This window comes from Halochromatium sp., assembly GCF_046541315.1.
Lineage (GTDB): Bacteria > Pseudomonadota > Gammaproteobacteria > Chromatiales > Chromatiaceae > Lamprobacter.
Genome location: NZ_JBKHDN010000004.1, coordinates 1 through 12,370 on the forward strand (window position 1 = coordinate 1; position 12,370 = coordinate 12,370).

At 60.4% G+C, this 12,370-nt stretch carries 10 protein-coding genes; 9 read left to right on the plus strand and 1 reads right to left on the minus strand.

Annotated elements, in window-relative coordinates; all coding sequences use genetic code 11:
- On the plus strand, positions 1-407 hold a 407-nt coding region (locus ACLFQI_RS00790; protein WP_410756890.1), incomplete at its 5' end, for a DALR domain-containing protein.
- A gap of 20 nt (positions 408-427) precedes the next feature.
- Here the strand turns inward: ACLFQI_RS00790 and folD are convergent.
- Positions 428-1,312, minus strand: coding sequence for a bifunctional methylenetetrahydrofolate dehydrogenase/methenyltetrahydrofolate cyclohydrolase FolD (gene folD / locus ACLFQI_RS00795; protein WP_410756891.1), 885 nt, complete (start codon positions 1,310-1,312; stop codon positions 428-430).
- 149 nt (positions 1,313-1,461) lie between these two features.
- Here folD and ACLFQI_RS00800 point away from each other — a divergent pair, with 149 nt between their 5' ends.
- From ACLFQI_RS00800 to ACLFQI_RS00835, 8 genes are all read left to right on the plus strand, one after another.
- Positions 1,462-2,241: a LuxR C-terminal-related transcriptional regulator gene (locus ACLFQI_RS00800; protein ID WP_410756892.1), complete on the plus strand. Its 780-nt coding sequence runs from the start codon at positions 1,462-1,464 to the stop codon at positions 2,239-2,241.
- Positions 2,242-2,376: 135 nt separating this feature from the next.
- A complete protein-coding gene (locus ACLFQI_RS00805; RefSeq protein ID WP_410756893.1) occupies positions 2,377-5,526 on the plus strand; it encodes a PAS domain S-box protein in 3,150 nt (1,049 codons plus the stop codon).
- The gene (locus ACLFQI_RS00810) at positions 5,523-6,560 is read left to right on the plus strand and encodes an HD domain-containing phosphohydrolase (RefSeq protein WP_410756894.1); all 1,038 of its coding nucleotides are present in this window, start codon (positions 5,523-5,525) and stop codon (positions 6,558-6,560) included. Before ACLFQI_RS00805 ends, ACLFQI_RS00810 begins: the two co-directional genes overlap by 4 nt.
- A gap of 134 nt (positions 6,561-6,694) precedes the next feature.
- On the plus strand, positions 6,695-7,918 hold the full coding sequence (locus tag ACLFQI_RS00815; RefSeq protein WP_410756895.1) for a methyl-accepting chemotaxis protein: 1,224 nt from the start codon (positions 6,695-6,697) through the stop codon (positions 7,916-7,918).
- Between the two features lie 10 nt (positions 7,919-7,928).
- On the plus strand, positions 7,929-8,291 hold the full coding sequence (locus tag ACLFQI_RS00820) for a response regulator (RefSeq protein WP_410756896.1): 363 nt from the start codon (positions 7,929-7,931) through the stop codon (positions 8,289-8,291).
- Positions 8,292-8,300: 9 nt separating this feature from the next.
- Positions 8,301-8,588, plus strand: a complete 288-nt coding sequence (locus ACLFQI_RS00825; protein WP_410756897.1) for a lipid asymmetry maintenance protein MlaB — start codon at positions 8,301-8,303, stop codon at positions 8,586-8,588.
- Positions 8,581-10,647: a chemotaxis protein CheA gene (locus tag ACLFQI_RS00830; RefSeq protein ID WP_410756898.1), complete on the plus strand. Its 2,067-nt coding sequence runs from the start codon at positions 8,581-8,583 to the stop codon at positions 10,645-10,647. The genes ACLFQI_RS00825 and ACLFQI_RS00830 overlap by 8 nt, the downstream gene beginning before the upstream one ends.
- 26 nt (positions 10,648-10,673) lie before the next feature.
- Complete coding sequence (locus tag ACLFQI_RS00835) at positions 10,674-12,365, plus strand: methyl-accepting chemotaxis protein (RefSeq protein WP_410756899.1); 1,692 nt, start codon at positions 10,674-10,676, stop codon at positions 12,363-12,365.
- Positions 12,366-12,370: the final 5 nt, after the last annotated feature.

Here is a 12,370-nt window from a genome sequence, read left to right on the forward strand (position 1 = left end):
CGATTGGCGGGACGATTGGCGGGACGCGCGAACAGGCCCGCGCGCGTTTCGCCGCCGCCATGGATGACGATTTCAACACCCCCGAGGCGCTCGCGGTGCTGTTCGACCTGGCGCGCGAGATCAACCGCGTGCGCGATTCGGATCGGCAGGCCGCCGCCGAACTCGGCGCCGAATTGCGCCAGCTCGCCGCCGTGCTGGGACTCTTGGAGCAGGATGCGGAGACCTATCTGCGCGGCGACAGCGCGGACGGTCCGAGCGATGCCGAGATCGAGGCGCTGATCGCCGCGCGCGCCGAGGCGCGACGGGCGCGCGATTTCGCCGCCGCCGATCGCATCCGCGACCAGCTCCAGGCGGCGGGGATTCAGCTCGAGGACGGCGCCGGCGGGACGACCTGGCGCCGCGCCTAGTGGGGCGCCTAGAGGGGCGCCTAGTGGCGCGGCGAGTCAGCGAGCGGTGCGGTCAAGTGGGCAAGGGCCGCCGCCTGCAAGGTGTTTTCGAGCAGGCTGGCGATGGTCATCGGACCCACGCCGCCGGGCACCGGCGTGATCCAGCTCGCCCGCTGTTGCGCGGTCTCGAAGTCGACATCGCCGCACAGCTTGCCGGCCGCGTCCCGGTTCATGCCGACATCGATGACGATGGCGCCGGGCTTGATCCAATCGCCCGGCACCATGCGCTCGCGGCCGATCGCGACCACGAGCAGATCGGCGGCGCGCGCCTTCTCGGCCAGATCCCGGGTGCGGCTATGGCAGACGCTGATGGTGCAGCGCGCGGCGAGCAGCTCCAATGCCATCGGGCGCCCGACGATATTCGACTGCCCGATGACGACCGCGTCCAGACCCTCCAGCGCCTGTCCGGTGCGCCCGAGCAGGGTCATCACGCCCTTGGGCGTGCAGGGCCGCAGGACCGGCATGCGCAAGCTCAGCCGCCCGACGTTGTAGGGATGGAAGCCGTCGACGTCCTTGCTCGGCAGGATGCGTTCGATCACCGCCTCGGGATCGATCTGCGCCGGCAGCGGCAGCTGTACCAGGATGCCGTGGATGGCGGGATCGGCGTTCAGCCGGTCGACCATCGCCAGCAGTTCGGCCTGCGAGATGCTGGCGGGCAGCTCGTGCAGCTCGGAATGGAAGCCGACCTCGGCGCAGGCCTTGCTTTTATTGCGCACATAGACCCGCGAGGCCGGGTTGTCGCCCACCAGCACCACGGCCAGCCCCGGTGCGGTCTGGCCTGCTCGCAGGCGCTCGGCGACCTTGGCCGCCACCTCGGCGCGGACCTCGGCCGCGATCGCCTTGCCGTCTAGAATCTGTGCGCTCATTGGGTTCGGTCGGTGTGGAATTTCATCAGTCTCGGTTGGCTTGATTGTACCTTGACCAACCGTGGCTGTCTGGGCGCTTGCTTGACGCACGCCGCCCGCCCTCGACGCGCGGCTCGACCGCTGTCGCGCCCAGCATGGATGTTCAAGACATGATCGATCACAAAACGAACCATCGCCAGCCCGATAGCGAACGCGTCGCATGGACCGGACGGCAGGAGCCTGATCTGCTGTTGCAGGTGCTCGCCGGCATGGAGGATGAAGTCTGGTTTGCCGATCTGCAAGGACGATTCACCCTGTTCAATCCAGCGGCGCGGCGGAACTTTGGCCTGGCCTTGGAGCCTCCGGTGAAGATCGAGACGGCGGCGAGCGCTGTCGAGGCGTTCCATCCCGATGGCACGCCTCGTCCACCGGGTCAGTCGCCAATGCTGCGCTTCTTGCGGGGCGAGGCGATCGACTCCGCCGAGGAGATCCTGCGCCTACCGGCCATCGGCGAGCTGCGCTACCGACAGTTCCGCCTCTCGTGGGTTCGGGATCGAGCGAGCAAGCCAATCGGTGTGGTAGCGGTGGTGCGCGATATCACCCCGCTCAAGCCGTTCGCCACCGAGGGCCTCGACTTGTTGCGCCGAACCAAGGGCTTGGTCGATTTGGTCCAGCAAGTGGTGGTAATATCCCGATCCACCGATCAGGATGCGTCGCCCAGCCCAGAGGCGATGCAGCTGACTGCCCGACAGTGCGAGATCGTCGGCTTGCTCGCCGAGGGACTCACAGCGCCCGAGATCGCAAGGCGTCTGTTCATCTCCGTAGAAACGGTCAGAACGCATCACCGTAACCTGTTGCGCAAGCTCGGATTGCACAACAAGGCCGAGCTTATTCGCTACGCCGTCGAGCACAAAATGATCAAGGGCAGGAGGAAGGACGATTCACCCTAATGGGTGATATGAATCACCCATCCTTGGGGTTGTTGGCCTGTTCGATGCCTATATCCTTTGCATGATGCAGTCAAAATTCGACATGGAAGGCGCACATGCTTGCACATCGTCTCTCGCAGCCAAGGGTACTCGGCTTTGTTTTCAGACACCCTGGGGTGGCTCTGGAGCGCTCGACTGCGCCGCCAGCTTGCCGCCCGTACCCGGGATCTCGAGCACGCCAACGCGGCACTGCGCGAAAGCGAGGGACGCCTGCGCATCCTCCTGCAGACCATTCCCGATCTGGTCTGGCTGAAGGATCTCGATGGTCGCTATATGCTGTGCAATCGACGCCTGGAGCAGGCGTTCGGCGCGCCCGCGGCCGAGATCATCGGCAAGACCGCCGCCGATTTTGTCGAACCCAAGACGGCGGACGATTTTCGCGCCCACCACCAGGCGGTCATCGCCAGCGGCCAGACGACCACGAGCGAGGAGCAACTGGTTTTCGCCGACGATGGTCATTCGGCGCTGTTGCAGACCATCAAGGCACCCGTGTATGACGCGCGCGGGCGGATGATCGGCGTGCTCGGCATCGCGCGCGATATCACGACCCTCAAGCAGGTCGAGCAGGAGCTTCAACAACACCGCCATCATTTACAGGAGCTGGTCGCGGCACGCACCCGCGCCCTGACCGACGAGCGCCAGCGCCTGGCCAACATTCTTGAGGGCACCCGCGCCGGCACCTGGGAATGGAATGTTCAGACCGGAGAGCTCCGTCTCAACGAGCGCTGGGCGGAAATCATCGGCTATCGCCGGGAAGCGCTTGCGCCGGTGGATTTCAACACCTGGCTGCGCTTTGTGCATCCTGACGACTGGCGAGACGCCAAGACGCTGATCGAGCGCCACCTCGCCCGCGAACTCGATTACTACGAGTGCGAGGTGCGGATGCGCCACCGTGACGAGCGTTGGGTTTGGGTGCTGGTGCGCGGCAAGCTGGTCTGTCGCGATGCCAAGGATCAACCCCTGTGGGTGGCTGGCACCCACATCGATATCACCCCGTTGAAGGATGTCGAGCAGAAGCTGATCCAGGCCAAGGAACAGGCCGAGCAGGCGACGCTGGATAAAAGCCGCTTTCTCGCCAACATGAGCCACGAGATTCGCACCCCGATGAACGCGATCATGGGGCTGGCGTATCTGCTGGAGCGCCAACAGCTGCCCCAGGAGGCGCAGGAGCTGGCGGCGAAGATCCAGCGCTCCGGCCAGAGTCTGCTGGGGATCATCAACGACATCCTGGATCTGTCCAAAATCGAGTCGGGCAAGATCGACCTGGAACAGATTCCCTTCCAGCTCACGGCCGTGCTCGACAATCTGGCGACCATCATGGCCGCCACCGCCGAACGCAAGGCACTGGAGCTGGTGATTGCCCCGCCGCCGTGCAGCGATTGGCCACTGCTTGGCGATCCGCTGCGGCTGGGGCAGATCTTGATCAACCTCACCAGCAATGCCATCAAGTTCACCGAGACCGGCCTGGTCGAGGTCCGCATCGAGCCGATCGAGACCAGCGCCACCCAGCTCTGGTTGCGATTCGTGGTCAAGGATACCGGCATCGGCATTGCCGAGGCGACCAAGGCGCGGCTGTTTCAGCCGTTTTCCCAGGCGGATGCGTCCACCACGCGCCACTTTGGCGGTTCCGGGCTGGGGTTGGCGATCTCGCGGCGGCTGGTGGAGCTGATGGGTGGGCGCATGGACCTCAGCAGCCGGGTTGGCGAGGGCAGCACCTTCTGGTTCGAGCTGCCGTTCGAGCGGCTGATCCAGGATACGCCGTCGATGCGTCCAGCGGTGCCCATGCAGGTTTTGGTGGTCGAGGACGAGCCGAGCGTGCGCGCTGGATTGTTGGCGACCGTCGCCGCCCTGGGGTGGTCGGGACGCGCCACGGATTCGGGCGCGGTGGCGCTCCAGCAGCTGTTGGACGACCCCAGCTTGCAAGGGCCGCAGGCCGTGGTGCTATTCGACTGGCAGGACGCGGGTGCCGAGGCGCAAGCCACCGCGCGGGCCATTCACGCCGCGCTGCCCGCTGCGCGCTGGCCGTTGCTGATGGTGCTGACGGCCGAGCCGGTCAACCAGGTTCGGGCAGGTTTGGACGCGAGCCTGGTCGAGGCGGTGCTCGGCAAACCCTTGACGCCATCGCCGCTGTACGACGCGGTGGTGCGGGCGCGCAACTGCCGCCTGGGCGAGCCGGTCGCGCCAGCGCCGCCGGTTGGGCAAACGCGGCGGCTGGTCGGTGTGCGTCTGCTGATTGTCGATGACAGCGAGATCAACCGCGAGGTGGCGCGCCAGATCTTGGCCAAGGAGGGGGCGCAGGTGTGTCTGGCGAACGATGGCCAGCAGGCGCTCGACTGGTTGTTGGCCCATCCGCGGACGATCGATCTGGTGTTGATGGATGTGCAGATGCCGGTGATGGACGGCCACGAGGCGACCCGCCGGATGCGCCAGGATCAGCGCCTGGCGCATCTGCCGGTGATTGCACTCACCGCTGGCGCCATGCGCGCCCAGGAGATCGAGGCGGAGCAGGCGGGGATGGATGCCTTCCTCTCCAAGCCGTTCGCGGTCGAGGAGGCGGTCACGATGATTCTGCGCCTGACAGGCGAGCACCGCAGTGACGCCGTGACCGGCCCAGTGGCGGCGCCCCCACCCGCCGCATCGATCCCCAGCGCCGAGCATCCGCCCGGGCTGGCGCTTGATCGGGCGCTGGCGATCTGGAAAGACGCTGAGATCTATCAGCGCTATCTGCGCCGGTTCATGCTAGAATATCGAGATATCGGGACGCGGATTCACGCCGCCAGCGCCGAGGAGGCCGGACGACTCGCGCACAAGCTCAAGGCCGCGGCGGGCAATCTCGGCATTGATCAGGTTGCCGACTGTGCCGCCAAGCTCGAACAGGTCAGCGCCATTCCTGAGGCAACCGAGCAGCTGGAAACGGCGGCACTGGACTTGCAGCGAGCGCTCGAGATCGCGCTGACCTCGATTGCCGATTACGCCGCCGAACCCCCTGCCGTCGCCCCGGCAGCGATCCCCCAGGTTCAAGAGCGGCCCGATCTCGCGCCCTTGATCCGCGCCGCCGCCAACGCCTTTCGCGATTTCGATCCGATTGGTGCCGAGGAACCCCTGAATCAGCTCGCCCGGCATCTGCCGGTCGCACAGCTCACGGCCCTGCAGGAGGCTGTCGAACGACTCGATGCCGCCGCCGGCGACGTGGCGCTAAGGGCACTGGCCAATCGGCTTCAGATCGATCTGGAGGATGGGGCATGAACCAACCGGCAACATCGATTCTGATCGTCGACGATGAACCGCAAAGTCTCGCCGCCATGCGTCAGATCCTCGGCGATCATTATCGGCTGCTGTTCGCGCACAATGGCCACGAGGCGCTAACAGCAATCGAGCGCTGCCATCCCGCACTGATTCTGCTCGATATCCGGATGCCCGATCTGGATGGCTATAGCGTCTGCCGGCGGCTGATGCGCGATCCGGAAACCGAGTCGATACCGGTGATTTTCGTCACTGGCATGTCCGATGTGGGCAACGAGGAAGAGGGCTTTGCGGCGGGGGCAGTGGATTACATTGTCAAGCCGCTCTCGCCATCAATCGTCAGGGCGCGCGTCAAGACCCATCTGTCGCTGGTGAAATCCTCGCTGTTGAAACAGAGCTATTGCGACGCGCTTTCCATGCTTGGCGTTGCCGGTCATTACAATGACACCGATACCGGCATGCATATCTGGCGCATGGCCAACTATACCAAGGCGCTGGCGGCGGCCTGTGGCTGGACATCGGAAGACTGCGAGCGACTGGAACAGGCCGCGCCCATGCACGACATGGGTAAGATCGGCATTCCCAGCGAGATTTTGCGTAAGCCCGCCAAGCTCGATGCGGCGGAGTGGGCGATCATGCAGTCCCACACCCGCATTGGCTATGAAATCCTCTCCCAAAGCCAGGCGCCGGTGTTTCGCCTCGCCGCCGAAATCGCGCTACGTCACCACGAACGCTGGGATGGCAGTGGTTATCCCGATGGTCTGGCGGGCACGGCGATTCCCGAATCCGCGCGCATCGTGGCACTGGCAGATGTCTTCGATGCGCTGACCATGCACCGCCCCTACAAAGACGCCTGGCCGGTCGAGCAGGCGCTGGAGGCACTCTCCGCTGGCAGTGGCAGTCATTTCGAGCCACGCCTGGTCGAGCGATTCGAGCGGATTTTGCCGCAGATTCTTGAGATCAAGGCCGGCTGGGACGCACAAGAAGACCAGGACGAACCCGTAGGCGTTCCGACCTCCCTTGGTATTTGCCCTTAAACTGGCGTCAGGCACTGATTCGTTGTTCTGGTGAGCCGATTCTTGAAAGGGGGTCGGAACGCCTACGCGAACCCAAACCCACGGCTGCATTATTTTAATCAACGATAGGCGATGACTTCTTGAGAACAGCCAAAATGATCGCGAGTGAATATCTGGTCCGAAAAACGCTTTTCTTGTTGCTGACGGCCTTGGTTGCCGGTGTCTTCCTGGGCGGCCTGTTTGCGGTGGCCTGGTTCCGCGATTGGCTGTTCGCGGCCGCCTTGTTCATCGCCAGTCTTGTCTGTTTCGCGCTGCTCGCCCGAGGCTGGCAACGGTATCGCAAGACCTGCCGGCAGCTTGATCATTCGCAGCAACAACAGACGCTGACTCAAGATGCCCAGGCCCATCAGGTCCAGGTCTCCCAGGACGCTTATCAACGCCTGATGGCTTCGATGCAGGAAGTGCTCCCGCTTTGGCAACGGATCATCACGGGCGGACGCGAGGAGATGGAAACAGCGGTGGCCGATTTATCCGCCCGCTTTGATGCCATCGCCGAGCAAATGCAGGTCACGCTGAACGCCGGCGATCAGTCCTCGCTGCACAAGCGTGAACAGGCCTTGAAGGACGTGACCCAAGCCGCCGTGCAAACCTTTAACGAGCTTTGGACATCCCTCGATGACTCGGCACGGCGCGATGCCCAAACCTTGGAGATCATCAAAAGTCTCTCCGAGCAAAATGGCCAATTAGCGCATTTTTCAGACCAGGTGCAGGATATTGCTGACCAAATCAACCTGGTGGCCCTGAATGCAACCATCGAGGCGGCTCATGCCGGCGAGGCCGGTCGCGGTTTTACCGTGGTCGCCAACGAGGTGCGGACGCTCGCCAAGCATTCCTCGACGACCGGCAAGGAGATCAAAACCCTGGTGACCAAGATCAATCATCAGGTGGATCAGGTGGTGAGCCAGACCGAAGACAATGTCGAAGCCTCGCGTGACGCCCGTGAAAACAATCAGGACAGTATCGGCAAAACCCTGGGCAATATCAATCAGCGCATCGAGTCGATTTCCGAGGATGCCCAGATCCTGCTGCGCTTGAAGAAAGACATCGAGGAACAGGTGTCCGATGTCATCGTCAAGCTCCAGTTTCAGGATCATTTGAGCCAGATCCTGACCCACTTCACCGATGCCTTGCGGGATTTGGAGGAGGTCGTGGGTTACAGCTCCTTTGAGCAAAGGGAAGCGCTGATGGAGGCGGCCAGCCAGTTGATGCGACGAATGCGGGATCGCGCCAGCACCGATTTTGAGCGCAGCATCCTGTCGGGTCAAACCTACACCCGTTCTCATGAAAAAGAAAACTCCAGTGAATTAACGTTCTTCTGAGGTAATGAAGATGAGTAAAACGATTCTGGTCGTCGATGATTCGGCATCGGTGCGTCAAGTGGTCGGCATGGCACTGCGCGCTGCTGGGCACCAAATCATTGAAGCAGTGGATGGCAAGGACGCCCTGAGTAAACTGGATGGCCGTAAACTGCACCTGGTGATCTGTGATGTCAACATGCCCAATATGGATGGTATCAGCTTTGTCAAAGCCATGAAGGCCAAGCCGGAGTATAAATTCACCCCGGTACTCATGTTGACCACCGAGTCCGAAGAAGGCAAAAAGGCCGAAGGCAAGGCGGTCGGGGCCAAGGCCTGGCTGGTCAAACCCTTCAAGCCGGATATCCTGCTGGCCGCAGTGAATAAGCTGGCCTAGGGCGCAGGCATGACGAGCCAGCCCCTGACCACGCTCAGCATTTATGAAGTGGCCAATCTTGAAGCCAGTTTTGCCGCGGCGATCGAAAACAACCATCCCCTGGATCTCAACCTAAGCGAACTGGATGAGATAGATGCTGCCGGAATCCAGTGGTTGCTCACCCTGAAGCAACGCAAAGAGCAACAGGGCAGCGCCCTGAGACTGTCACCGGTGCCGGATTCCATCGCTGAGCTTTTCGAACTGCTTGGAGTGAGCAGCTTGCTATCCACTGCAACACAGGACAGCCGCGATGCTTGATCTCGATTCCATTCGAATCTTTCAGGATGAAGCGGCCGAACATCTGGCCAACCTGGAAGAAGCCCTACTGTTGCTGGAAGAAAATCCCAAGGCGCACGATCAAATTGCATTGGCTTTTCGGGCCATGCACACCATCAAGGGCTCGGCCGGCATGGTCGGCTATGATCATCTGTCCTATTTTACCCATCATTTGGAAACCCTGTTCGAGGAGGTTCGCGCTGGTCGGGTCATCCTCGCCGAGGATCTGATCGCACTGATCCTCGAATGCAAGGATCATATTGAGACCTTGCTTGCGAGTAGCCCGCCAACGCCCGAATCCATGGCGATTAGCGAAGTGCTGATCAAAAGGCTGCATAACATTCTCCCCGAGCAACTTCCCACTCCAACCCCGCCGTCGACTCCAGCCGCCCAATCCTCGCCGGCAAAAACGGAAAGGCAGCTGTTCCGTATCGATATCACACCTCACCCTGACTGCTTTCGTGATGGTTTTGATTTGATCCCTATCGTGCGTGAGTTGAAAGGCATGGGCAGTTGCCATGTCTCTACTTTTCTCGGCAAGCGCCATCAAGAACAGCCATTTGACCCGGAACGCTGTGACCTGCAAATGACGGTCCTGATGGCCAGTGAACGGAGTGAGAAGGCCATCCATGACGTGTTTATGTTCGTTGTCGATGACTGGTCGATCGACATAACCGAGCTGGATTGGGACGAGGCCTACCGTCTCGGTGACCTGTTGGTGCAACGTGGAGTGCTGGATCGGAACACACTGGAGAGCCTTCTGGAAGAAAAACCCCGGGTGGGCGACCTGCTGACTCAGTCCGGCATGACCGACCCGGAGACCATTCATCAAACCCTCGAGGAGCAGGATTATCTACGCAAACAACAGCAGGACGTTCAGGCCAAAAGAGGCAACGAGCCGACGCTGAAAGTGCCTCAAGGCAAGCTGGATCAACTGATGGATCAGGTGGGCGAGTTGGTCATTCTGCAAGCCTATCTCGACCAGTGGTCACAAGGGACCGAGGATGAACAACTAGCCAGCATTGCCGAGGAACTGGACCGGCTGGCGGCCAATTTGCGTGATACCGTTTTTGATATCCGCATGTTGCCGATCGGCAGTACCTTTGGTCGTTTTCGCCGCCTGGTTCGGGATCTTTCCAAGGATTTGGGTAAAAAGGTGCGCTTTGTCACCGAAGGGGCGGAAACCGAGTTGGATAAAGTCGTTCTCGACCGTCTCGGCGACCCTCTCGTTCATCTGCTGAGAAACAGTCTCGACCACGGCATCGAGGCACCGCACATGCGCCGCGACAAGGGCAAACCCGAGGAAGGCACCTTGAAGTTGATTGCCTCGCATAACCAGGGCCAGATCCATATCATTATCAGCGACGACGGAAGGGGTCTGGATAGCGCTCGCCTGCTTGAAAAGGCACTGGAAAAAGGACTGGTGAAACCGGACCAAGACCTGGATGAAAAGGCCATTCATCAACTGATTTTCGAACCGGGTTTTTCAACCGCCAAGGCGATTACCGATGTTTCTGGTCGAGGCGTAGGCATGGATGTCGTGCGCAGCTCGATTGAAGGCCTGCAAGGCCGCGTCACGATCGATAGCAAGCAGGGCGAGGGCACGCGTCTGAATATCTTCTTGCCCATGACCTTGGCCATTATTGATGGTCTGATGGTCGCTGTCGACGATGACCACTTTATCATTCCCTTGAGCAATGTTGAGGAATGCATCGAAACGCTCAGCCAGGATCTAAGCAACGAACAAGGAGCGCGTTTGCTCAAGCACCGTCAACAACTCCTTCCTTGTCTGCGTTTACGAGAGTTTTTCCGCTTGCCGGGTGTCTCGCCGCCAATCGAACAAACGGTGATTCTCCGCTCCGGCGACCACATAGGCGCCATTACCGTGGATCAGGTTGTCGGCCAATTCCAGACCGTCATCAAAAATCTTGGCCCGCTCTATCGCAAAACCTCCGGGGTGATGGGTGCCACTGTCATGGGTAATGGCGAGATTGCGATGATTCTGGATGTTGCTGAGCTTCTACAAGAAAACGACCAATAGTCAAGAGTTTGACAATAGGAATGATGATGAACCGCATAAAATTGAAAACCCTGCTGTACGTTGGTTTTGCATTGCTGATCGCCCTGATGGTGTTCAGCAATTTTGTCAGCTTGCAAGCATTGGATCGCGCTAACGAGCGCTTGGCTGAGATTATTGATATCCCTATTCAGCAGCGCAGTCTCAGCAATCGGATACTCTCCAGTTTTCTGGAGTTAGACCGGCTAACCTACAAGTATATCCTGGCGCGTTCCCAGGAAAACAAGGCTCAGTTTGCCCAACGGATACAGGAAGCCGGCGCCGAAATCGAGACCGCTCTGCTCGCGCTTGGTCGTCTGGCCGATGAGGAGACTCAGCGGCTGGTAAATGCTTTTCGCGAACAGCTCGAAGATTACCAAAAAATCGAACAGGAAATACTGGAGATGGCTAGCTTAACGGTGGATACCGGCGCTAGCTTGGAGGAGGTTCAAGAGCAGAACCGCAGGGCCTATCTATTGCAAGGTGAGCAGGCAGAACGCAAGCTCCAGGAAGGCGAAGTCTTGGCTCGCCAGATCACGGAAAGAATGGACGCCGGCGTTCAGGATTCCATCAACCGCAACCAGCAGCGCTACGAGGAGGCTCGCCAGATCCTGTTGATCACGCTGGGAGGCTCGGGTCTATTTATCCTGCTGATCGCCTTCATGATCATTCGTCGCATCTCCTTGCTCAGTAAGATCGCGACTCGCATCGGCGAGGGTGATTTGAATTACACCTTCGATCCCGCCGTCAGTGATGCCGACCTCTATGGTGTGCTGCGCAATATGAACCTCAAAATCCGCGATATCGTTGCCGAGATTATAGAATCATCCGGTAACGTCTCCTCCGGCAGCACGGAAATCAGCAGCACTGGCCAGCAAATCGCTCAAGGTGCCACCGAGCAGGCCTCCTCGCTTGAAGAGATCTCCTCATCCATGGAGGAAATGACCGCCAATATCAGTCAGACCGCCGATAATGCGCGCCAAACCGAACAAATCGCCCAACAGGCGGCGATCGAGGCGAAGGCGACTGGCGAAGCGGTCAGCGAGTCCGTCACGGCAATGAAGCAGATCGCGGAAAAGATCGGGATCATTGAGGAGATCGCTCGGCAAACCAATTTGCTGGCGCTAAATGCGGCGATTGAGGCGGCACGAGCCGGCGAGCATGGTAAAGGCTTTACCGTGGTCGCCGCTGAAGTGCGCAAGCTGGCGGAGCGTAGCCAAAAAGCAGCCAGTGAGATTGTCGAATACTCCCGTTGCAGTCTGGAGGTCTCTGAGCGTGCGGGCGAAAAGCTGACGAACTTGCTGCCCAGCATCATGAAAAACTCTAGCCTGGTCCAGGAGATCAGCGCCGCTGCCGTTGAGCAGGATAAGGGGGCTATTGAAATCAGTAAGGCACTTCAGCAGTTGGACCAAGTCGTCCAGCAAAGCGCCGCGGCCGCAGAGGAGATGGCCGCCAGCTCCGAGGAGCTTTCCGCTCAGGCCGACACCATGTTCGAAACGGTCAGCTTCTTCAAGGTTGGCGAGGCGACCCAGGACCGCTTCAAGCCTTCCTCCGGGAATAACACCACGGCTGGAAAAGGCGGCTCGAAGAACAAGTCGTCGGAGAGCGGCAAGAAGCAATCCCCCCGCGCCCCATCGCCTGCGGCGACCGCCGGCAGCGGGGTCGATATCGACCTCAGCGACGATGATTTCGTGCGCTATTAAGGAGG